Origin of the sequence: Rhizobium sp. R635 (assembly GCF_002211285.1) — a bacterium.
GTDB lineage: Bacteria > Pseudomonadota > Alphaproteobacteria > Rhizobiales > Rhizobiaceae > Rhizobium.
The window spans coordinates 113,553-134,679 of the sequence record NZ_LOKX01000001.1; the positions used below are offsets into that span (position 1 = coordinate 113,553).

Genomic DNA, 21,127 nt, shown 5'->3' on the forward strand with positions numbered 1-21,127 from the left:
AAAGCGATGATCCGGCCACCATGCAGCCCAAGCCAGTTCCGAAGTCTCAGCAGCCTGTCGTCGCCATCATCGGCGGTGGCGTTTCGGGCGCCGGCGTTGCCTATCATCTCGCCAGGGCAGATTGCGGCGGACGTCCCGTCATCGTGGTCTTCGAGCCGCGGGCCGAGCTCGGCCGGGGCCTCGCCTATGACACGGCCGATCCGGCCCACCGCATCAATGTCCCCGCCGCCAAGATGAGTCTGCAGCCCGGCGACATAGGCGAATTCCAGGCCTGGATCGAAGCGCGCGACGCCGTCGCCGACGATCCCGATGCGAAACGGCCCGATGGCATGCTTTTCCCCCGGCGCCGGCTCTTCGGCGAATATGTCGCCTCCCTGCTGAAGCCGCTGTTGGACGACGGCGCCGTGCGTCATCGCCGTGCTGCGGTGACGGCGGTCGAGCGCCGTGGCGGCCGCTGGTCGATCCGGGATGACAAAGGCGGCGTGACGGAGGCCGATATCGTCGCGATCGCCACCAGCCATCCGCCGCCGGCAGCTCCTGGCCGGCTCGCAGCAAGGCTTGCGGCCCATCCGCGGTTCGTCGCCGATACCACCAAACCGGGCGCGCTCGAGGTGATCCGCCGGCATGACCGGGTGCTCGTCATCGGCAACGGCCTGACGGCTGCCGACGTCATTGCCTCGCTGGCGCAGCGTGGGCACGACGGCCCAATTGCCGCGATCTCGCGGCGCGGCCTGCGTTCGCGCGGCCACGCGCCAGTGCCGCAGCAGCTTTTCGGCGATTTCGTCTCCGATGCCTCTCATTCCGCCGTCTCGCTGCTCGCGGTCATCCGCGTGGCGATAGACGCGGCGAAGATGCAGGGCATAAGCTGGCACGGCGTAATCGACCAGGTCAGGGCGCAGGGGCATGATCTTTGGCAGGCGCTGCCGATTACAGAACGATGCCGTCTCGTCCGCCATCTGCGTCCCTATTGGGATGTGCACCGGTTCCGCATTGCGCCGCAGGTCGAGGCCGTGCTCGATGCAGCGGTAGCCGCGGGTCGGCTCGAGATCCTTGCCGGTTCGCTCGCCGATGCACGTATGGAAGGCGAGCTCATCCTTTGCACCCTCCAGCCGCGACATCAGCGTCATCAGTTGGAGCGAAGCTATGACGCCGTCGTCGTCACCACCGGCCCGGCGCATGGCGGCATTCTCGAAACCCAGCCTTGGCTTGCGGCTCTTGCGTCAAACGGCCACCTGGCGCTCGATCCCACGGGCCTCGGTCTTGCCTGCACCGAGCGGTCGGAAGCGATCGGCTCGTCCGGGACGGCCGACCCGTCGCTGTTGATCTCCGGTCCCCTGGCGCGCGGCACGTTCGGCGAGTTGATGGGGCTGCCGCAGGTGACGGAACATGCCTTCTTCGTTGCTAGCGAGATCGCCGCGAAGCTGCGGGTGGATGCGCCAAATCCGCATCCCGCCTGATTTCTCAATCCGAATGTCGTTCTCCGGCTGTCGGGCGTGATTGACTTCTGATAATCACTCGGCGGCCAGCATCCCGCTTCGGCCGAGCAAAATATCGAAATCATGTCGCAGGCTGCCTCTACCGCTTCCGAAGCTTCGCCTTCCCGTTTCCCGCTTGCGGTCCTCCTCCTCGGCGGGGCGGCGATCGGCGGCTCGCCGATCTTCGTCAGGCTTTCCGAGGTTGGCCCGATGGCCACGGCTTTTTGGCGCGTGGCGCTGGCGCTGATCCCGATTTTCATCGTCTCGATGCTGAAGAAGGATGCGGGACCGAAGCCGCAAAGCCTTTCCGACTACGGCCTGCTCATTCTCCCGGGCGTCATGCTGTCGCTCGACCTTGCTGCCTGGCACCTTTCGATTACGATGACGTCAGTCGCCAATTCGACGCTGCTCGCCAACCTCGCGCCTGTTTTCGTCACGGTGATCGGCTTCCTCTTTTTCAAGGCGCGGATCAGCGGCGTCTTCATGGGCGGGCTTGCTCTGGCGCTGGCCGGTGTCGTCATCCTGAAGGGCGGGCCGGCGGCCTTGGGCAATGGCGACCTCCACGGCGATGGGCTGGCGATGATCGCCGCCTTCTTCTATGCCTGCTACATCCTTGCACTCGGCAGCCTGCGCAGCCGCTTCGATACGATGCGGATAATGCTGTGGAGCACGGCGTCCGCTGCCGTCTGCATCTTTCCGGTCGCGTTGTTATTTGAGGGCCATATGCTGCCGCTGAGCGTCTATGGCTGGTCGATGGTATTCGGCCTCGCCTTCATCAGCCATGCCGGCGGGCAGGTGGCGATCACCTATGCGCTGGCCTATCTGCCTGCGGCTTTCTCTTCGCTGACGCTGCTGCTGCAGCCGGTCGTCGCCGCAATCCTCGCCTGGGCGCTGCTCGGCGAGGCGATCGGCACGATGCAGGCGCTGGGCGGCGCCGTCGTGCTCGCCGGCATCATGGTTGCCCGAACGTCTCGCCCGTCGGCTTGACCGCCTGCTGCTCCAGTGGCGGCGGATCATCACCCATTCTCTGCAGCAGCCACTTCTGGATGATCGGCACATCGGCATCGCCGAGATCGTGTCCGCCGGGGATGACGTCGGAATCGACGGTGGCGCCCGAACTTTTCAGCCTTTCCTCCAGCTCGCTCGCATATTTGCCGTAGGCATCCGTCTTGCCGCTGATGACGAGCAGGTCCGTACCCTTCAGATCGGCATGCGGATAGTCGCTGAGCACGGGCATGGAGCGCAGCAGCACCGCTTTGTGTACGAGGTTCGGGTGCAGATAGAGCAGCGAGTTCAAAAGGTTCGCGCCATTCGAATAACCGACATAGACGGTCTTGTTGGGGTCGAGCCCGTAGGATTTGACGGCGCCCTCGATGAAGGCCGCGAAAGCCTCCGCCTCGGTCTTGATGTCGTTCTGGTCGAAGGAGAAGGGAGTAATGCGCTTGTACCAGCGCGGAAAACCTTCCTCCGTCGCCCGCCCGCGCACGCCGAGCAGCGTCGCGCGCGGTGCCGCCTTGTTCAGGAGCGGCATCAGCGTCGTCTCGTTGCCGCCGGAACCGTGCAGAAGCACGAAGACGCTGCCGTCTGGATTCGGCGGCGTATAGAAGCGATGGACGAAGGGCAGTTCGCGGTAATTGATGCGCGGTTCGCCGGGCATCGAAAATTGCGGCAGCACCACCTTCAGGTCGCCGAGATCGGTGATGGCGTCGGGCGGCGCGAAGAGCTTTGTCCCGAGGGCGGCGTGCTCCTCATCGACGATCATGCCGGGCTTGTCGGTGGCAAGCTCGATCAGCGTGCCGCTGGGTTCCCGGGCATAGAGCGAGCGGAAATACTTGCGGTCGTGCATATTGGTCGGCGACGCGTCAGTCGTCTCCAATGCCTTGCGGACGGACAGCAGCGTTTCCTCGTCCGGAGCGCGGAAGGCGACGTGATCGACCGTGCCGGTGCCCGGCGCGCCGGACCAGAAGCCGCGGGCATCGCGCACGTCGATGATGTCGCCGGATTGCGAAACCAGCCTGTCGATCGTGCCGCGATTGGCCTGGAAGCGATAGCCGAAATGGGTCTCGAGGAAGCTGCGGCTCTCGGCGGGCGTCTCGGTCAGCATGGTCGCGCCGCGCACGCGCTGGATCGCATGCTCGACCGGGATCGGGCCGCCGTCCCAGACGGCTTGTGAGGTGAGGTTCTTTGCACCTGCGAGCTTGAGGATGATGTTGTCAGGGTCCTTCATCCGCAGCACCGGCTCGCCGAATTCCTCGGCCGGCCCCTCGGAGCGCAGGCCGAAGCTCATGGCCCGTGTCAGCCAGTAGCCGATGCTTGCGGGGTCGATTGCCAGCGAAATTTCGCTGATCTGGCCATAACCGGCCCGTCCCGGCGAGCCGTCCTCCCAGGAGAGGAAGGTGAGCAGCGAACCCGGGGTTCCCGCTGCATCGCCGTAGAAGAGATGAAGTTGCGTTGCATCCTCGTAACCGGCTGTCTGCTTGACCAGCCGCATGCCGAGAAAGCCCGCGTAAAAATCCACGTTCGCCTGCACCTTGCGGGTGACGGCGGTGACGTGATGTATGCCAGATACCATCGAGAGCAGTCCTGATTGAAGCGGCGTCAGGAGCGCGAGTATGAGAGCTGCGACAGTCATACCGTTGCCAATGACCATCGCTTAGTTTTGTTCCGCACAAAGCGCAAGCGAATCGCCGCGCTGCAGCAATTCCAAATGATCGACATCCTCGAGTGCCTCTTCCAGTTGCTGGCGTGTCGGCGGCTTGACCATGTAGGCGAGCGCGCCGAGATCCCTGGCCCGCCGCATGTCGGTCTCGTCGCTCGATGTGCTGAGAATGCAGACGGGGATCTGCTTGAGGCGGGCATCGGCCGAAAGCGCATGCAGAACCTCGAAGCCGTCCATGATCGGCATGTTGATGTCGAGCAGCATCAGGTCGATCTGCGGCACGTCGGCAATGCCGGCCCGTTCTTCGAGCAGCCGCATCGCCTCACGCCCGTTGGTGGCGACATGCAGGTTGAAGTTCACTTTCTCCCGGTGCATCAGCTTGATCTTCAGAAGCTGGATATCGGCGGGGCTGTCTTCCACGAGCAGCACCTCGGCGAGCCGGCCGGAGCCTTCGCCCGGGTGCTCGGCCAGTTTGGCGTTGTGCGCCACGGGCGATGCGGCGGGCGCCGCGGACCTCGCCTCGGCGAGCGGCACTTCGACGACGAAGGTGGCGCCGGGCCCGCTTCCTGCCTCGCACCAGATCGAGCCGCCGTGCAATTGCGCGATGCGGCGGCAGATGGCGAGGCCGAGCCCGGTGCCCTCGATGCCGCGGCCGACGAGGCGCTTGAACGGCTGGAAGATCAGCTCGCGATGCTGCGGATCGATGCCCGGCCCGTTGTCATGCACGTTGAGGCGGCAGAGATCGCCCTGCGGCTCGCCCGAGATCCTGATCTCGGGAACCTTCTGTTCGCAGTAACGGATGGCGTTCGACACCAGGTTCTGCAGGAGCTGGACCAAGAGCGTCGCATCGCCCATCACCTCCGGCAGCGCTCCGCGGATGATGACGGCCCCGCGGCTTTCGATCTGCTGGCGCAGATTGTCCTCCACTTGGCCGAGCACATCGGACAGCGACACCGGCTTCAGCTCCGGCCCGCCGGAAGCCTCGAGCTTGGTAAAGCCCGAAACCTTGACGATCAGGTCTTCCATATGGTCGGCCGCACTCAGCACGTAATCGAGCAGTTCCCGGTCTTCGGCGGGAAGTGCTGCAGAACCGTGCAGGATACGGCTGAAGGATTTGATCGTCCGGAGCGGCTCCTTGAGGTCATGGGCCATGGCGCGTGTGAAGATCTCGAGCGATTGCCGCTTCTGCTCCAGCTTTGCTTCCAGAACACCGTGCATGATGGCGTTCTGGATGCAGCGATGCAGCGTCTCGGGTGACAGCGAATCCTTGGTCAGATAGTCGCGCGCGCCGCTCTTCATCACCTCGACGGCAACGGTTTCGCTGCCCTGGCCGGTCAGCACGATGACGTTGGCGGTGGGATCGTCCTCGAGGATGTCGGTAAGAACGCCGAGCCCGTCACGCCCCGGCAGCGAATAGTCGAGCAGGATGCAGTTCGGCCGCCTCTGGGCGTTCAGTGCACGGCCCTCTTCGCCCGTCTCGGCTTCGACCACCCTATAGGCGGTGCTGGAGACTCGGCCCAAGATCCGCCGATAGACCTCGCGGTCGTCGATATTGTCGTCGATGATGAGGATAGAGCAGTCTTCCGCCAATCTGTCAGTCCTCGAGCGGCAGGATTGCGATTTCGAACCAGTATTCCTTCAGCCGCTGGATGGCGGCGAAGAGCCCGTCGAGATCGACCGGCTTCTGCACATAGGTATTGGCGCCAAGCGCATAGCAGCCTTCGATATCCCGCTCGTCGTCGGAGGTCGTGAGGATGACGACGGGGATCTTGCGCCAGCCGGCGTTCGACTTGATCGCCTCCAGCGTCTTGCGGCCGTCGAGGCCCGGCATGTTGAGATCGAGCAGGATCAGCCCCGGTTTCGGCACCATCGAGGCGAGCATGTCGAGCGCTTCCTGGCCGGAGGCAGCCCATCGGATCGAGTTGCGCAGATTGGTGCGTTTGAAGGCGCGCATCGTCGCTTCGAAATCGTCTTCGCTGTCTTCGACGATCAGGATCGGTTGCGTATCACGCTGCTGCATTCTGCCCCTCGCGCTTTTTTCCCAAGGTGAAATAGAACGTCGTGCCGGCGCCGACCTCCGATTCCAGCCAGATATCGCCATTGTGCCGCGCGATGATCTTGCGGACGAAAGTGAGGCCTGCTCCGGTCCCGTCGTCGGAATCCTGCGACTTTTCCAGCCGCTTGAAAATGCGGAAAATATCCTCGTGGAACTCCTGCGGGATGCCCTTGCCGTTATCCTTAACGAAAAACACGTTGCGGGCAACCGTGCCGTCCTGGCCGACATAGCGGTCGAGATAGCCGATCGACACGAGCGGCGCCGGCTTGTCGTTGTATTTGATCGCATTGGTGATGAGGTTGCGGAACACTTCGGTCAGCCGCGGCGCGTCGCAGATCACCTCCGGCAGTCGGCCGTCGATGACGACCTTCGCATGCCGCTCCTCCAGGAGGAGCTCCATCGTCGAGACGACGTCCTTGACGATCAGGCCGATGTCCGTGCGCTTGACCGCCAGCTGCTGCCGCCCGAGCCGGGAGAAATACAGGAGGTCGTTGACGAGTTTCTCCATGCGCTGGCTGAGGCGCACGAGCCGGTTCAGCCGGCGCACCCCATCGCTGTCGAGCTTGTCTTCGTAATCCTCCAGCAGGAAGCGGGAGTGGTTGTGCAGGCCGCGCAGCGGCTCCTTGAGATCATGCGAGGCGATGTAGGCGAATTCGTCGAGGTCGTGGTTGCTGCGCTCGAGATCGGCCGTATAGGCTTCGAGCTGGGCAAGCGTGGTCTTCATCCGCTCTTCCTGCCGGGCGCGCTCGCTGATGTCGCGCACGATGCCGACGAAGGTCTTCGTGTTGCCGGTGACGACGGCGCTGATGGAAACGTCGATCGGAAAGACGATGCCGTTCCTGCGTCGCCCCGAGACCATGCGCGTCGTCCCGATGATGCGCTCCTCGCCGGTTTGCCGGTAATGGGAGAGATAGCCGTCATGCTCGGAATGGTAGGGTTCGGGCATCAGCATCTTGATGTTCCGGCCGATCGTCTCCTGCGGCGTGTAGCCGAACATAATTTCGGCTGCTGGATTGAAGCTTGCGATCGTTCCGCGCTCGTCGATGACGATGACGGCATCGGGCGTGCTGCGCACCAGCGCGCCGAAGCGGATACGCTCGCTCTCCAGGTGATGGGTGTTGCGCATGAAATAGAAGATGAGGATCGCGATCAGCCAGAGCGTGGCTGCGGTGATGGCGCGGTTGGCGATCTCCTGCCAGAACGAGGCCTCGTCATGCTTGACGGCGAAGAAGCCGAGCATGAGCAGCACGGTGCAGACGAAGGCGAAGAAAAGCGGCGCGTTCCTGTTGCCGAACCACAGCGCCGTCAGCACCAGCGGCACATAAAGAATACCGTTGGCGACGCCGAGCGGCGTATAGAGATCGACGAGAAGGCCGGTGAAGCAGACAGCCGCCGGGATCCAGAGCGGGATCTGCGCCCGGTTCGCCGGCTGCATCAGCCAGGACCGGGCAAGAAGCCCCGAGCCGAAGGTCACCATGCCGACGGCGGTGTGCAGCGCCATCGCCGCATAAGGCCCCCAGCGATAGCCTTGTTCGGCCGATGTGACATAACTGGCCAGCGCGATCATGCCGAGCGTGATGACGATGTAGCTCGCCAGTTCCTGTACCACCTGGCTTCTCGGGTTCTCCATTCGAAGCGATAGCAGCAGCGAAAGATTGCCGATCAGGAAGATCAGCGCGGTGTTCGGCCCCATGCCGCCGCCGATCTGCGCGGCGAAATCGGATGGGATCAGCAAACGCGTCACGAGCGTGTCGACATAGTGGAAGGTTCGCCCGATCGTAACGATCTCTAAGAGCCGCGCGGCCGCGATCGCCGCCGCCAAGCCCGCCGTGATCGCCGCCACCACCCGGAAGCGGCGGGCGGCCAGTGTCGAGGTGACAAGGCCCGCGCCGGAGAGCATAAAGCCGAGCGCCGTGTTGAAGGCCATGGAGGGAAAGCCGGGAATGACGGAAAGGATCATCTCGACCTGGAGCAGCCAGCCTGCCAGGACAGTCATGCCGAGAAGGAACATCAGGCAGCCGACGGCGATCGCGAAGGCACGGTAGCGCCACCGCCTCCGCTGGTCCTGCAGGTCCACGTCGTTCCTATCCTGCACCCGCGTATCCTCCTCGGTTCGCGCGGTCATTTTTTCCGAAATCGAGGAATACTCAATAGGCAAAGCCGAGGCTGTGCCGTGCTTTTTGCGAAATGATCTGCGGCAATGTATATCGAATTTTAGCAAAACGGCGTTATCGTGATGTGCACGGGCGGCAAGGATCATTCCCAACAATATCGAAGTTGCGGTGCTGGATGCCTACTTTATTTTACGTCGACGACAGCAGGGATGACCTCTTCTATCTCGACTATATCAGCAGGAAGCAGCAGATAGACGTCGATCTATTCTGTTTCTCGACCGTCGAGACGGCGTTCGACGCGCTGGAGCGACATTTAGCGGACGGCAAGAGCATGCCCGACCTGCTGATCGCCGATCTCTACATGCCGCTCGACAGCGGCATTGGGCTGATCAACCGGTTGCGCGGCGACGGCCGTTTCAAAATGATGCGGCTTGCCATCTGCAGCGGATCGGATGCCGACGAGGACCGCGCGCGCGCACTGGAGGCCGGGGCCGATTTTTATCTCGAGAAGCCGCTTGATCTTGTCGCGATTCTTCTCAATCTTTAAGTGTGGAAAACGGTGGAAGCCTCAAGGCCCATTCTCCGCCGTTCGTCCGTTGCCGGTGACAAACCGCAATTGACAAGGTCGAGGACGCATCCCAAGATGCAGCCGAAGCGAAGACAACGTAACGCAAAAATAAGCGCTGAGAGAACCGATTTACCCGCGTTCGCCGCCACGAACAACAGCCAACCCCTTAGCTGAATGGGCCAATCGGCTCTCCCGCGCTTACGTCTGGCACTGCCTTCTCGCATTCATGGATGTTGAGCACGAGAAGATTTACGATACCCAGGTAAGAACTACTGCCCCCAGTAAAATCTGCCCGTGCATCACCTGTAGTTGAGATAATTGATGATATCCGCCTTTCATATCGAAGTCCCCGTTCGATACTTGTCATCAACTGTCTCGCAATTTTTGTAGCTGTTCGCGTCTAAGACGTATATCCCAAGATTTCGGGATCGTCGGCATTGGGCGGGAGGAGAGGAAGAGTGGGAATGAACAATGCTCCGGCAATTCCCTTTCATGCCGGACCCGAGCTTAGCCGGGCGATCAATCGCACCGATTTTTTCCGCCTTTTGAAGGCGGCGGCGCAGCATTACAACTTCGACAGTTTCGCGCTTGCCCGTATTTCCGAGGCTTCGGCCCCCTTCGGCGAACGCGATATCGTCATTACCAACGTTGCTGAGCGGCGCGTCGGCCTTTTCATTGCGACGCTGAAGGAAGCGCTCGGGACCGTCCGCGCAAAGTCCGCCCAGTTTCTGGCGACGCCGGTCCACGGCCGGAGTGCGCAGCCGGAAGGCTTCGCGTCCGATCTCGTTTTCAACGAGTTCCGCAACGGCGTCTTTCTCTTCATCCCGCTGTTCACGCCGGAGGGGCGGCGATACTGCCTCGTTCTCAGCGGCGAGCGTCAGGAGCCGGATCAGGGCGAAATCGCCGATATGCTGCTCGATGCCATGCGCATTTTCGACAAGCTTTACGAGGAAATTCTGACGCCTGAAATGTCCGGGCGGTTGACCCAGCGCGAGTCGGAAATCGTCAAATGGACGAGCGAAGGCAAGACCTCGGCGGAAATCGCCATCATCCTCGGCCTGTCCGAACATACGGTCAATTCGCATATCACCGCGGCGGCCCGCAAACTCGACGCCGTCAACCGCGTGCACATGGTAGCGATCGCATTGAGAAACGGTTTGGTGTCGTGAAGTTGGTTTCGGGACTGGGGAAGTTGGGACTATGAGCACCGAAACAACTCGAAGGAGTGCTGTCAAAGTTCTCTTTGTGGACGACGAATTCATCGAATTTCGCGCGCTCAAGAAGAAGATCGCCGACCTTTCGGAGCCTGCCGTCGAGCTCGAATATTCGCCGTCGATCGGCGATGCGCTGGAAAAGATCGGTGCGGGGCGCTTCGATCTCGTCCTGCTCGATAACCGCCTTCTGCCCAATGCCGACTTCCGCGAAACGGTGCCCGAGCTACGCGGCATCGGCTACACCGGCCCGATCGGCGTCGTTTCGACCGATATTTCGGGGGGATATTTCCAGGAATTCCCGGAATACGGCGTCGATTTCCGCATCGGCAAGGACGAGATCGACGTCCAGACGCTCCAGCACATCATCCGTGAATATGTGACCTATGACGTCCCGGATTTCTGGAAGGACGATTACAGTATCTAAGCGGCGGTTTTTGCCGGGGAAAGGTGAAGCCTAAAGCATGTCGCGCAAAAGTGTGCAGCGGTTTTGCGGCAACGACATGCGTAAAACAAGGACCTAAAGCGCAAGGAGCGAATCTGAAAGATCGCGACGCGCTTTAAGACGCGGTTCTGCCGTCAGGCGACGGGCAGGCGGATGGTGAAGCGGCTGCCGGTTTCATCCGAATGTTCGAGGCTGACGTCGCCGCCAAGCGCCCTCAGAAATTCCCGCGCCGTCGTCAGCCCGAGACCGGCGCCGGGGATGGCTCCTGCCTTCGGCAGCTTCCAGAAAGCTTCGAATATTCGCTCGCGATAAGCAGGATCGATGCCCGTTCCATTGTCGGCAATCCGGATGAACCAGTCCGCTCCCTCTCGCTCCGCCGTGATGGTCACGTCAGGCGGCGCTTCGCTGCGATAGGTCAGGGCATTGGAAATGAGGTGCCGCAGCGCCAGGCCGAGCAGGGCAGGGTCGGTGCGGATAGAGGGAAGCCCGTCGCTCGTGAGCGTGGCGTTGCGGATCGACGTCTCGTCGGTCAGCTCACCCCAGATATTTTCGACAAGCGCCTGCAGATCGACCTCTTCGGGCGTCACCTGAGGCGTTCCGCCGGCGAGGCTCATCAGCGTCTTGGTGAGGCGCTGCGCGGTCTGCGCCTTTTCCATGATCATCCGCAGACTTTGAAGATGTTCGCTCTCGAGCGTCGCCTCGAGATCGTCGAGCAGCAGCTCGGCATACATGGCAATATGGCGCAGTGGCGATTGCAGGTCGTGCGAGGCGGTCGCGAGGAAACGCTTGATTCGCTCTTCGTTGTCGCCGGCTGCACTGGTTTCCGGCGGTGTCGTCGGGTTGGATGACATTGGCGGCTCTCGATCTCTATTCGCCGACAATAGAAAGAGGGCGCCGGCTCTGCAACCGGCGCCCTCTTCAAGGATGCGTTAACAACCGATTTTAGCCGGCGGACTTGCGCGGGCGGCCCTGTTCCGGCGGGATGATGTCCACGCCCGCATCGGTTGCCGATGCCTTGGCATGACGGCGGCGCCAGTCGCCGAGGAAGAGCAGGATCGGAGCCGCGATGAAGATCGACGAGGCGCCGGCAACCAGAATGCCGAAGACCATCGGGATCGCGAAGCTCGAGACGGCACTGCCGCCCCAGATCGCCATCGGCACCAGGGCGAGGAAGGCCGTCGCATTGGTGTAGAGGCTTCGCGCCAGGGTCTCGTTGATCGACTTGTCGATGATCTCGCGCAGCGGCATCGATTTGTAGAGGCGCATATTTTCGCGCATGCGGTCATAGACGACGACCTTGTCGTTCACCGAGTAACCGACCAGCGTCAGGATGGCGGCGATGGCCGTCAGGTTGAAGTCGAGCCCGGTGATCGCGAAGAAGCCGATCGCCTTGGTGACGTCGAGCACCAGGGTGACGATGGCGCCGACGGCGAACGGCCATTCGAACCGCACCCAGATATAGATGAGCATCGCGAAGCTTGCGATCACTACCGACAGGATGCCGGCCGAGGCAAGCTCGCCGCTGACCTTCGGGCCGATGACGTCGGTGCCTTCGACGGTGGCGGTCGGATCGATCCTGGCGACTTCGGCCTTCAGCTTGGTCACCGCTGCCGTCTGCGCCTCTTCGCCGCCTTCCTGCCGCTGAGCGCGAACGAGAATGCTGTTCTTGTCGCCGAAGGACTGAAGCGTGATTTCGCCGAGGCCGAGGCTATCCAGGCCTTCGCGGAACTTCGCAAGATCGGCTTCGCCCTGGGTCTTGACGGACATCTGGATGCCGCCGCGGAAATCGACGCCGTAGTTGAGGCCGGGATGGAGGAAGAGCACGACGGAAGCGATCGACAGCAGCGCAGAAACGGTGACGCCGAAGAAGCGCGCCTTCATGAACTGGATGTGCTTGTCGTAAGGGCTGAACGGGATCAGCGGCCGGATGTTCAGCACCTTGAACTTGCGGCGGCGGGTGATCTCGATCATGGCAACGCGCACAAAGGCGACCGAGGTGAACATCGAGATGATGAGGCCAAGCGCCATGGTCACGGCAAAGCCGCGAACCGGTCCGGAACCGAAGTAGAACAGGATGGCCGCAGCGATCAGGGCCGTCATGTTGCCGTCGATAATTGTGGAATAGGCACGGTTGAAGCCGGTATCGATGGCGGCGAAGGCGCTCTTGCCCTTGCGGGTTTCTTCACGAATGCGCTCGTTGATGAGGACGTTCGCATCGACCGCGAGGCCGATGCCGAGAACGACACCCGCAATACCCGGCAGCGTCAGCGTTGCGCCGACCAGCGTGAGCGCTGAGAAGGTCAGGATCGTGTGGATCAAGAGCGCGATGTTCGCCAGGATGCCCCAGGTTCCGTAGAGAACGAAGATGAAGGCTGCAACGAGGATAAAGCCGACGATACCGGAATAAACGCCCATCTTGATGGCATCGGCGCCGAGGTCGGCGCCGACGGTGCGTTCCTCGATGACGGTCAGCTTGGCGGGCAGGGCGCCGGCGCGCAGCATGGCGGCAAGCGTCGTTGCGCTGTCGGCCGAGAAGTTGCCGGAGATCTGGCCGGAGCCGCCGGTGATCGGCTCGCGGATGACAGGTGCGCTCAAGACCTTGTCGTCGAGAACGATGGCGAAGGGATTGCCGACGTTCTGGCGGGTGATGTCGGCAAAGCGGGTGGCGCCGGCGCTGTCGAAGCGGAAGCTGACGACCGGCTCATGCGTGTTGGGGTCGAAGCTGACGCGGGCATCCGAAAGGCGGTCGCCCGATATTTCGACGCGGTCGAGGACCGGATAGGAGTTTCCTTCGTCGTCTTTCAGCATGGTGACGCCGGGGCCGGGCTGGTTGTTCGGCGCGAGCATGTGGAACGACATCTTGGCCGTGGAGCCGAGCAGTTCGCGCAGGCGCGACGGGTCCTGTGCGCCGGGAAGCTGGACGAGCACGCGGTTGCCGCCGATACGCTGAATGGTCGGCTCGGAGACGCCGACCTGGTCGACGCGCTGGCGAATGACTTCAAGGCTCTGCTGGACGGCATTGTCGACATTGGCGGAGATGCCGGCCGGCGAGAAGCCGACGGTGATGGTCGCTCCGTTCGCGGTGACATCGAGATCCGCCTGGCCGGCGCTGAGGCCGGTGCTGATCGGATTGGCGAGCGTCTTGAGGTCGGTGACGGCCGCATCGCTCTGCGCGGCATCGGCGAGCGTCACGACGATCTGGTTCTGGCTGCGCACGACGGCCTTCGGCTGGATGCCCTTTTCGCGCAGGACGCGGCGAGCGTCCTGAAGCAGCGATTGCAGCCGCTCCTTGGTCAGATCGGCTTCGTCGACTTCCAGAACGAGGTGCGAGCCGCCGCGAAGGTCGAGGCCGAGCGACACCTGCTCATGCGGCAGCCATGCGGGGATGCGCTGGAGGGTGGATTGCGGCAGGACGTTCGGCAGGGCGATGAATAGGCCGAGAACGATGATCACCGTATAGGTGAGCACCAGCCATGGTGAAGTACGCATGTTGTATTCCTTGATAATCGGGAGGCCGGCGCTCGGGCGCTGGCGGCATGTCGTCAAATATCGGAAGCGCCTTGGCGCAACGTCAGGCAGCGACCGGTGGCGCGCGGGCCTGATGGGTCCTGAAGGCTGCGGCATGAAGCGGCGCTTTGAATGCCGGAAGAGGGACTGATATGTTCCAGCCGGAGAAATCGACAACCGGGGCGGTGGCAACGGTAAACGGTCCGGCGTCATGCGCCGCCTGCTTTGGCGCAAGCTTGCGCTCGGCGGCAAGCATGCCGCGCACCGCATCACGGGCGGTCAGCTGTTGCGGCTGCGGATCCCGGCCGGAAGAGGAAAGGGTATTGCTGACGGCCGCAGCCGGGGAAATGACCAGGTTGCCGCCGAGGAGCAGCCCGAGATAGGCAAAAATGGCGATGAGGATGGAAGCGGCGATACGGCCCGTCAGACGGTGCCGGTCCAGCTCCATCTTCTCCGTTCCGGCGATGTCACTCCCGTATCGGCTCAAAAGCGCGCCAATCTCTCATTCTTTTTCCAGCGGTGCAGTGCCCGTCGGAATGATTGTATCAGGCTCCTGCCTGTCTTCATAGGGAACACTCTCATGATGCACTTGGGCGAGCCGGTCAACCATGCCAAGCGCGATTTCGCGCTCGCCCATGATGACGGTGTCGGCGCCGTATTGCTTCAGTTCGTCGACCTCGGCGTCGGAATGGGCGCGCGCGACGATGAGGATCGATGGATTGACGGCGCGCGCCTGCTCGGCGATGCGGCAGGCCTCGAAGGCGTTCGGAATGGCGATGGCGAGGCTGCGGGCCGTTGCGAGATTGGCGAGATCGAGCGTCTCGCGCGCCACCGCATTGCCCATGAAGGCTTCGATCCCCTGCGCCTTCAATTCGCCGATGCGCTTGTCGGAATCTTCGATGACGAGGAAGGGTGTGCCGGATGATTTGAGGTTCTGCCCGACGATCCGGCCGACCCGGCCGTAGCCGATCAGGATGGCGTGGCCGGTAAGCGCGGTCGGGTGCACGTCGTCGTCCTCGGGCAGCGCCTGCTCCTGAGCGGCGCCCGTATCCGCGGCGGAGGAAGCGGGATCGGCCGCGGTCTCCTCGCGTCTTGCCCCTTCGAGAAGGGGCCGCATGCGGTCGCAGAGAAAGAACAGCAGCGGATTGAGGACGATCGATATGATGGCGCCGGCAAGGATGAGGTCCCTGCCTTCCTCCGGCAGAAGCCCGAGTTCGACTCCGAGCGCCGCGAGGATGAAGGAGAATTCGCCGATCTGGCCGAGGCTCGCCGAAATCGTCAGCGCCGTGCCGAGCGGCTTTTTGAAGGCGAGCACGATCAGCAAGGCGGCGACCGATTTGCCGATGACGATGATGAAGATGGTGGCGAGGATCAGCAGCGGCCGGTCGATCAGGATGTTCGGATCGAACAACATGCCGACCGAGACGAAAAAGAGCACGGCGAACGCGTCGCGCAGCGGCAGGCTTTCCTGGGCGGCGCGGTGGCTGAGCTCGCTTTCCGCAAGCACCATGCCGGCGAAGAAGGCGCCGAGCGCCAGCGACACGCCGAAGAGCTTCGCCGCGCCGAAGGCGACGCCGAGAGCGATGGCGAGCACCCCGAGCCGGAAGAGTTCGCGCGAGCCGGTGTGGGCGATGCGGTGCATCGTCCAGGGAATGAGCTTGCGTCCGAAGACCAGCATCAGCGCCACGAACAGCGCGACTTTCACCAGCGTCATTGCGATCATGGCGCCGATGCCGAGATCGAAGCCGAGCAGGCGGCTCAACCCGGCCGAAAGCGGCTCGACGGGCCCGTGGCCGTCACCGCCGATGCTGGCTGCGGCCGGGATCAGCACCAGCGCCAGCACCATGGCGAGATCCTCGACGATCAGCCAGCCGACGGCGATCCTGCCGCGTTCCGTCTCGACGAGCCGCCGCTCCTGCAGCGCCTTCAGGAGCACGACGGTGGAGGCGACCGAAAGCGCCAGGCCGAAGACCAGGCTGCCGCCTGTCGGCCATCCCAGGAAGGCGCCGAGCCCCCAGCCGAGCAATGTGGCAAAGGCGATCTGCGCAATCGCGCCGGGCACGGCGATGCCGCGCACGGACAAAAGGTCTTTCAGGGAGAAATGCAGCCCGACGCCGAACATCAGCAGGATGACGCCGATTTCGGCAAGCTCCGGCGCAAGGCTCTGATCCGCCACGTAACCCGGCGTATGCGGCCCGACGAGCACGCCGGCGATCAGATAGCCCACCAGCGGCGGCATGCGCAGCCGGTGGGCGAGGGCACCGAAGATGAAAGCCAGCACGAGGCCGCCGACGATTGTCGAAATCAAGGGCGTATCGTGTGGCATCGCTGTCTCCCGCTCTGGAAATCCCGTTCGTATTATGACATATATGGTCTATATCGACCAATATGGGTAATTTGAAATCATGGGTCAAGGCGCCAGGGAAACAATTCTGAGCCCCGCTCTCTGCCGGGCTGCACGCGGTCTGCTCGACTGGACCCAGACCGATCTCGCCGAGAAGGCGGCCGTCTCGCGCAGCACCATCCGCGATTACGAGGGACGCCACCACGACATCCACCGTGCGACCGAGGCGCAGTTGCGCCTCGCCTTCGAGGAAGGCGGCGTCAGGTTCGTGGAGATCGAAGGTGCCGGCACCGGCCTCTGCCTGCCCAATCGAACAGGCTGAAGCCGGCTCAGGGCGCCAGGCAGGCGGCGGAGACTTTGTAGATATAAAGCGTCTTGGGCTTGTAGTAGCCGTCGGCCGGCTGCCAGTTCTTCAGCACCTCGGGCGTCTCGGCGGCGCAGGTGAGGGGGGTGTCCGTCAGGAAAAGCACCTTGCCGGTGATGTCGGCTGGCAGGGCGAATTCCTGCTCGTAATAGCTTTCCGGCAGGCCCGCGGGCGCCCGCGCATAGATCCTGTAGGATGCATCGCGCAGCGTATAGAAAAGATCGGCGACCATGTCGCGGTTGTCGGTGACGATGATGTCGGTGCCGGCCTGACCTGTCAGCGCGGCCGCCTCACGGCTGACTTCGGCGCGGCCGAGATAGCGCTTCATGAGCTCGTCGCCGTTCGGCAGCAGCAACTGATGCGGAAAGATCGTCGCCAATGGGAAGAGCAGGCTTGCGATGCCGTTAATGGTGAGCGACAGCCTGAGCCCCTTCGGCCACAGCCGATGGAGCAGCCAGACGGCAAGGATGGTCCCGGCGACATAAGCGGTCACGGCCCAGTTGGCATAGGCCTTGGCGACCGTCGCCTGCAGGGTGATCAGCACCACCACCGGCATCGACAGCCAGACCAGCATCTTCTCCCGGTCGTCGCTCCTGCCCTTGATCATGCGGTAGACCGCCCAGAGCATGGCGAAAAATATGATCGGCCCGACGACGCCGAACTGGGCGGAGAAAAATTCGAGTCCGCGGCGCAGATTGATGCCGAGGTCGCTCCAATGGGCGATGTCCTGCGTATGGCGCACGGTCGTATTGTCGTGCTGCAGGTTCCACCAGAGGTTCGGCAAGGCGACGACAGCCGCGACCGCGACCGCGATGATGAAATCCCGGATGGCGATGCGCGCCGCCGGGATGAGGAGAAGGGCAAGCGCGCCGCCCGGAACGACGAACAGCACCGCATATTTCGTCAGGAAGGCGAGGCCGACGCCGAGACCCATGACGAGGGCCAGGCCGACGGAGCGCCGCTGCGTCAGGCCGAAATAGGCGAGCAAGGCGATGGCGATGAAGAACAGCAGGATCACATCGGTCGAGAAGAACACCGAAGACAGCGCAACGCCCGGCAGCGAGATATAGGTGGCGCCCGTCCAGCCCTCGATCTCCGGCCCGACGAAACGCTTCGCCACCTTCATCAGCACCAGTGCCGCGGCCATGTGGATCAGCGGCCCGAGCAGCCTGATCCAGTAGATGGCGTTGGAGCCGGAGAGTTCGGTCATCGCCCGGATCACCCAGGCGATCATCGGCGGCTTCGAATAATAGCCGAGGTCGAGATTCTGCGACCAGAACCAGTATTGCGCCTCATCGACGAAAAGGTCGGTCGCATCGAAATGGAGCGAAACGACGCGCCAAAGCGTGAAGCCAAGGACGATGAGGAGACCAGATCTGGGAGACATGAACCGAGTGTTCCGCTGACATGAAAGGCGCGAGTGCGATTACACCAAAGGCGCCGGACTGCCAACGGGAAAGGGCGAGGATACGGTTTAGAATACCCGAAGCGCGCGGATGTCGCGATTTGCGGCGAGGAAATCCAGGCGGGCAACGGCGGCAAGTACGCCCATTGCGATCAAGCAGGAACCCAATCCGAGAACAATCATTGCTCTGTCCTTGTCGACGTCATGTCTTGGTAGTCGACCGGCATATAACACGGAGCTTGCGTGTGCCTTGTAGCAGCCGTGCAACTCCGCGGGAGTATTTGTGGCGAACTGCTTTGAATTGCTTCAAAAGCCTGCAATGCGAAAGGCTTATTAACCTTCAAGCAAGGAATTAACCATAAACATTGGGTTACACGTCGGAATGGGAAGATGCACTCGTTCCCACCAGGCATGACGCCGTACCGCCGTACCGGGTCGATCCGGTATCCATCTCTTCAGACAGCTCCGAAACATAGCTGATCAGGGGGCTTCGATCCGCCGGTATAACCGGTGGTGAGAAAGGTCTCCACGCTTCGCGCTCATCGGATGCTGTGAAAGTTTTTGGCCGGGCATTCGCCCGGAAAGTGGTTGGGGACAGGCGTTGAGGCAGGACATGCCATCAGATCAGGCTCGTGGAGCGCAGGCAGGCAGCTTGCGCGACCGCCTGCGCTTTGCCGGTCTCGACGCCGATCAATGCGAACTGGTGCGCCGCAACCGGCCGGCCCTCGAAGCGCATCTGAAGGCGGGGCTGCGCGATCTCTTCCACAGGTTCCAGTCCTTCCCGGACGCCGCGCGCAATTTCGAGAGCGAGAGACAGGTCGATCGCCTGCACGATCTGCAGTCCTCGCATTGGGACGTGCTGACGGATGCACGGTTCGACAGCCTCTATGCCGAGCGCGTCAAGGTTCTCTCCGACACCGAAAGCAAGATGGGGCTCGACCCGCGCTGGCACGTGGCCGGTCACGGCGTCATGCTCGAGCATGTCGTTTCCGGTCTCGCCGAAGAGATCGCCGGTCGCCCGCTGCTACCTTCTGCCAAGCGCCGCACGCGTGAAATCTCCGATCTGATGACGGCGATCATCCGCATCGTCATGGTCGATGTGGAAATCGCCGTCTCGCTCCGCTTCAATGCGCTGCGGGCCGCCCAGAGCCGCGCGCTCGCCGATCAGCGCACCGATAGCGAGGCCGAGATCGCCCGGATCTTCGGCGATGTCATCGAAGGTCTTTCCGCCCGTGACCTGACGCGGCGCGCGCCCGTCGAGGGCGACAGCGCCTATGCAGGGATTGCCGCCGCGTTGAACGGCGCGCTCGACGGCCTGCAGGCCGAATTCACCGCCATCACCGACCGAACGGTCAAGGCCGAAGCAGCAACAGGCTCGCTTGCCGGCCTGTCGCGCCAATTCGCCGGCACCGCTTCCAGCCAGGCTGACCGCCTGCAGCTTTCCGCTGCCGCTCTTGCCGGCATTGCCGGCAGTGTCCGCGACGGTGCGGCCGAGAGCCGTGCCGCCGAACAGGCCGTTGCCTCGACACGTGCCGCGGTCGAAGAAAGCGGCGAGGTCGTCGGCCGCGCGATCAGCGCCATGGCGGACATCGAGCAGTCGGCCGAAAAGATCGGCCAGATCATCGGCGCGATCGACGAGATCGCCTTCCAGACCAATCTTCTGGCGCTGAATGCCGGCATCGAGGCCGCCCGCGCCGGCGATTCCGGCCGTGGATTTGCCGTCGTCGCCCAGGAAGTCCGGGCTCTTGCCCAGCGCTCCGCCGAAGCCGCCCGCGAAATCAAGACGCTGGTGACGACGACCAAGACGCAGGTCGATGCCGGCGTGCAGATGGTCGGGCGCACACAGGATTCGATCGGCAGCATCGTGCGGCAGGTCACCGACATCAACGCCGCCATCGCCGGTATCGCGACGAAGACGGGCGAGCATGCCGCAAGCCTCGACACCGTGTCCGCCGACGTCAGGGGCCTGGGCGCTGAGGTGGCGGACAATGCCGGCTTTGCCGAGCGCTCGGCTGAAGGCGCCGACGATCTCCATACCGTCATTGTCGAACTTGGCCAGACGATTCGCGAATTCCGGATCGCCCGCGAAAACGCCCATGCCGGGCGCTCGGGCCCGGTTCGTGTGACGTCCTCTCGCGCCATTGAAGCGGCCGCCCGTCCGGCACCGGTCGAAGACGCATATGAAAATGACGATTTTGGCCTTCCGCAGTCGTTCGCAAGCGTCGGAGGTGGGCGGAATGTTTACTAACCTATCGGATTATCGCCTCAGCTCGTCTTCTCGGGCCGGGGACAAGGGGACAAGGAAAAGCTGATGGTAGCAAAGAAGAGTGGCAAGACGCTGAATCTGACAGCGGTGCTCGACCTCAACGAGGCTTCCGCCTTGCGTGACAAACTCCTTTCCCTCAGGGGCAGCGGTCTTTCGATCGACGCATCCGGCGTCGAACGGATCGGTGCTCTCTGTGCTCAGGTTCTGATGTCCGCCGAGAAGACCTGGGAGCAGGACAAGCAGCCGTTCACCTTCTCCAAGGTGTCCGATGCATTTCAGAAAACCATGCAGCTGGTTGGCGTCAATATTGACCACCTGCTCGCCAAGGAGATTCGGCAATGAAGAAAAAAGTGCTTACCGTGGATGACTCCCGCACCATCCGAAACATGCTGCTCGTGACGCTGAACAATGCCGGCTTCGAGACGATCCAGGCGGAAGACGGCGTCGAGGGCCTCGAAGTTCTCGAAGAGTCCAATCCCGACGTCATCGTCACCGACATCAACATGCCACGCCTCGACGGTTTCGGCTTCATCGAAGGTGTCCGCCGTAACGAAAAGTATCGGGCAATCCCGATCCTGGTCCTGACCACCGAAAGCGACGCGGAAAAGAAGAACCGCGCCCGCCAGGCCGGTGCCACGGGCTGGATCGTCAAGCCTTTCGACCCGGCCAAGCTGATCGATGCCATTGAGCGTGTAACCGCTTAAACCCAGGAT

Annotated in this window: 18 protein-coding genes; 9 read left to right on the forward strand and 9 right to left on the reverse strand. The window is 62.7% G+C overall.

Annotation, left to right across the window (positions count from 1 at the left end):
* Positions 1 to 20 precede the first annotated feature (20 nt).
* Together ATY78_RS00535 and ATY78_RS00540 are read left to right on the forward strand one after the other, a co-directional pair.
* A complete protein-coding gene (locus ATY78_RS00535) occupies positions 21 to 1,457 on the forward strand; it encodes an FAD/NAD(P)-binding protein (RefSeq protein ID WP_088680817.1) in 1,437 nt (478 codons plus the stop codon).
* 102 nt (positions 1,458 to 1,559) lie between these two features.
* The gene (locus tag ATY78_RS00540) at positions 1,560 to 2,462 is read left to right on the forward strand and encodes a DMT family transporter (RefSeq protein WP_088680403.1); all 903 of its coding nucleotides are present in this window, start codon (positions 1,560 to 1,562) and stop codon (positions 2,460 to 2,462) included.
* On the opposite strand, the gene ATY78_RS00545 is transcribed toward ATY78_RS00540, so the two are convergent.
* From ATY78_RS00545 to ATY78_RS00560, 4 genes are read right to left on the reverse strand one after another with little or no spacing between them, the layout of a single operon-like run.
* Positions 2,428 to 4,107: a VOC family protein gene (locus tag ATY78_RS00545; RefSeq protein ID WP_245313455.1), complete on the reverse strand. Its 1,680-nt coding sequence runs from the start codon at positions 4,105 to 4,107 to the stop codon at positions 2,428 to 2,430. The two genes, ATY78_RS00540 and ATY78_RS00545, sit on opposite strands and share 35 nt — an antisense overlap.
* A 21-nt stretch (positions 4,108 to 4,128) precedes the next feature.
* Positions 4,129 to 5,724 (reverse strand): response regulator, encoded by a 1,596-nt coding sequence (locus ATY78_RS00550; protein ID WP_088680404.1) that lies wholly within the window; start codon positions 5,722 to 5,724, stop codon positions 4,129 to 4,131.
* 4 nt (positions 5,725 to 5,728) lie between these two features.
* Positions 5,729 to 6,154: a response regulator gene (locus ATY78_RS00555; protein WP_018244782.1), complete on the reverse strand. Its 426-nt coding sequence runs from the start codon at positions 6,152 to 6,154 to the stop codon at positions 5,729 to 5,731.
* Positions 6,141 to 8,285, reverse strand: coding sequence for a PAS domain-containing sensor histidine kinase (locus tag ATY78_RS00560; RefSeq protein WP_088680819.1), 2,145 nt, complete (start codon positions 8,283 to 8,285; stop codon positions 6,141 to 6,143). Before ATY78_RS00560 ends, ATY78_RS00555 begins: the two co-directional genes overlap by 14 nt.
* A gap of 194 nt (positions 8,286 to 8,479) precedes the next feature.
* Between ATY78_RS00560 and ATY78_RS00565 the strand changes: the two genes are divergently transcribed.
* The 3 genes from ATY78_RS00565 to ATY78_RS00575 all read left to right on the forward strand — a co-directional run bounded on the left by ATY78_RS00565 (position 8,480) and on the right by ATY78_RS00575 (position 10,510).
* Positions 8,480 to 8,851: a response regulator gene (locus tag ATY78_RS00565; RefSeq protein ID WP_088680405.1), complete on the forward strand. Its 372-nt coding sequence runs from the start codon at positions 8,480 to 8,482 to the stop codon at positions 8,849 to 8,851.
* A 485-nt stretch (positions 8,852 to 9,336) separates the two neighbouring features.
* Positions 9,337 to 10,041 (forward strand): LuxR C-terminal-related transcriptional regulator, encoded by a 705-nt coding sequence (locus ATY78_RS00570; protein WP_088680406.1) that lies wholly within the window; start codon positions 9,337 to 9,339, stop codon positions 10,039 to 10,041.
* A gap of 31 nt (positions 10,042 to 10,072) precedes the next feature.
* The gene (locus ATY78_RS00575) at positions 10,073 to 10,510 is read left to right on the forward strand and encodes a response regulator (RefSeq protein WP_088680407.1); all 438 of its coding nucleotides are present in this window, start codon (positions 10,073 to 10,075) and stop codon (positions 10,508 to 10,510) included.
* A gap of 152 nt (positions 10,511 to 10,662) precedes the next feature.
* Here the strand turns inward: ATY78_RS00575 and ATY78_RS00580 are convergent, their stop codons facing one another.
* The 4 genes from ATY78_RS00580 to ybaL all read right to left on the reverse strand — a co-directional run bounded on the left by ATY78_RS00580 (position 10,663) and on the right by ybaL (position 16,361).
* Positions 10,663 to 11,379, reverse strand: coding sequence for an ATP-binding protein (locus ATY78_RS00580; RefSeq protein ID WP_088680408.1), 717 nt, complete (start codon positions 11,377 to 11,379; stop codon positions 10,663 to 10,665).
* 91 nt (positions 11,380 to 11,470) lie between these two features.
* Positions 11,471 to 14,017, reverse strand: a complete 2,547-nt coding sequence (secD, locus tag ATY78_RS00585; protein ID WP_088680409.1) for a protein translocase subunit SecD — start codon at positions 14,015 to 14,017, stop codon at positions 11,471 to 11,473.
* Between the two features lie 82 nt (positions 14,018 to 14,099).
* Complete coding sequence (locus ATY78_RS00590; RefSeq protein WP_088680410.1) at positions 14,100 to 14,483, reverse strand: hypothetical protein; 384 nt, start codon at positions 14,481 to 14,483, stop codon at positions 14,100 to 14,102.
* Positions 14,484 to 14,537: 54 nt separating this feature from the next.
* The gene (gene ybaL / locus ATY78_RS00595; RefSeq protein ID WP_088680411.1) at positions 14,538 to 16,361 is read right to left on the reverse strand and encodes a YbaL family putative K(+) efflux transporter; all 1,824 of its coding nucleotides are present in this window, start codon (positions 16,359 to 16,361) and stop codon (positions 14,538 to 14,540) included.
* Positions 16,362 to 16,440: 79 nt separating this feature from the next.
* Between ybaL and ATY78_RS00600 the strand changes: the two genes are divergently transcribed.
* On the forward strand, positions 16,441 to 16,701 hold the full coding sequence (locus ATY78_RS00600; RefSeq protein WP_088680412.1) for a helix-turn-helix transcriptional regulator: 261 nt from the start codon (positions 16,441 to 16,443) through the stop codon (positions 16,699 to 16,701).
* Positions 16,702 to 16,708: 7 nt separating this feature from the next.
* Here the strand turns inward: ATY78_RS00600 and ATY78_RS00605 are convergent, their stop codons facing one another.
* The gene (locus tag ATY78_RS00605) at positions 16,709 to 18,130 is read right to left on the reverse strand and encodes a glycosyltransferase family 39 protein (RefSeq protein ID WP_088680413.1); all 1,422 of its coding nucleotides are present in this window, start codon (positions 18,128 to 18,130) and stop codon (positions 16,709 to 16,711) included.
* A 631-nt stretch (positions 18,131 to 18,761) separates the two neighbouring features.
* On the opposite strand from ATY78_RS00605, the gene ATY78_RS00610 reads away from it, so the two are divergent.
* The 3 genes from ATY78_RS00610 to cheY1 all read left to right on the forward strand — a co-directional run bounded on the left by ATY78_RS00610 (position 18,762) and on the right by cheY1 (position 21,118).
* Positions 18,762 to 20,396 (forward strand): globin-coupled sensor protein, encoded by a 1,635-nt coding sequence (locus ATY78_RS00610; RefSeq protein WP_088680414.1) that lies wholly within the window; start codon positions 18,762 to 18,764, stop codon positions 20,394 to 20,396.
* A gap of 63 nt (positions 20,397 to 20,459) precedes the next feature.
* Positions 20,460 to 20,756, forward strand: coding sequence for an STAS domain-containing protein (locus tag ATY78_RS00615; RefSeq protein ID WP_088680415.1), 297 nt, complete (start codon positions 20,460 to 20,462; stop codon positions 20,754 to 20,756).
* The gene (cheY1, locus tag ATY78_RS00620) at positions 20,753 to 21,118 is read left to right on the forward strand and encodes a chemotaxis response regulator CheY1 (RefSeq protein WP_003570362.1); all 366 of its coding nucleotides are present in this window, start codon (positions 20,753 to 20,755) and stop codon (positions 21,116 to 21,118) included. Before ATY78_RS00615 ends, cheY1 begins: the two co-directional genes overlap by 4 nt.
* Positions 21,119 to 21,127 lie beyond the last annotated feature (9 nt).

Excerpts from the sequence above, each read along its gene's own strand:
- ATY78_RS00535 (WP_088680817.1), top strand. The coding sequence starts at position 21 with ATGCAGCCCAAGCCAGTTCCGAAGTCTCAGCAGCCTGTCGTCGCCATC.
- ATY78_RS00540 (WP_088680403.1), top strand. The coding sequence starts at position 1,560 with ATGTCGCAGGCTGCCTCTACCGCTTCCGAAGCTTCGCCTTCCCGTTTC.
- ATY78_RS00545 (WP_245313455.1), bottom strand. The coding sequence starts at position 4,107 with ATGACTGTCGCAGCTCTCATACTCGCGCTCCTGACGCCGCTTCAATCA.
- ATY78_RS00555 (WP_018244782.1), bottom strand. The coding sequence starts at position 6,154 with ATGCAGCAGCGTGATACGCAACCGATCCTGATCGTCGAAGACAGCGAA.
- ATY78_RS00565 (WP_088680405.1), top strand. The coding sequence starts at position 8,480 with ATGCCTACTTTATTTTACGTCGACGACAGCAGGGATGACCTCTTCTAT.
- ATY78_RS00570 (WP_088680406.1), top strand. The coding sequence starts at position 9,337 with ATGAACAATGCTCCGGCAATTCCCTTTCATGCCGGACCCGAGCTTAGC.
- ATY78_RS00575 (WP_088680407.1), top strand. The coding sequence starts at position 10,073 with ATGAGCACCGAAACAACTCGAAGGAGTGCTGTCAAAGTTCTCTTTGTG.
- ATY78_RS00580 (WP_088680408.1), bottom strand. The coding sequence starts at position 11,379 with ATGTCATCCAACCCGACGACACCGCCGGAAACCAGTGCAGCCGGCGAC.
- secD (WP_088680409.1), bottom strand. The coding sequence starts at position 14,017 with ATGCGTACTTCACCATGGCTGGTGCTCACCTATACGGTGATCATCGTT.
- ATY78_RS00590 (WP_088680410.1), bottom strand. The coding sequence starts at position 14,483 with ATGGAGCTGGACCGGCACCGTCTGACGGGCCGTATCGCCGCTTCCATC.
- ybaL (WP_088680411.1), bottom strand. The coding sequence starts at position 16,361 with ATGCCACACGATACGCCCTTGATTTCGACAATCGTCGGCGGCCTCGTG.
- ATY78_RS00600 (WP_088680412.1), top strand. The coding sequence starts at position 16,441 with ATGGGTCAAGGCGCCAGGGAAACAATTCTGAGCCCCGCTCTCTGCCGG.
- ATY78_RS00605 (WP_088680413.1), bottom strand. The coding sequence starts at position 18,130 with ATGTCTCCCAGATCTGGTCTCCTCATCGTCCTTGGCTTCACGCTTTGG.
- ATY78_RS00610 (WP_088680414.1), top strand. The coding sequence starts at position 18,762 with ATGCCATCAGATCAGGCTCGTGGAGCGCAGGCAGGCAGCTTGCGCGAC.
- ATY78_RS00615 (WP_088680415.1), top strand. The coding sequence starts at position 20,460 with ATGGTAGCAAAGAAGAGTGGCAAGACGCTGAATCTGACAGCGGTGCTC.
- cheY1 (WP_003570362.1), top strand. The coding sequence starts at position 20,753 with ATGAAGAAAAAAGTGCTTACCGTGGATGACTCCCGCACCATCCGAAAC.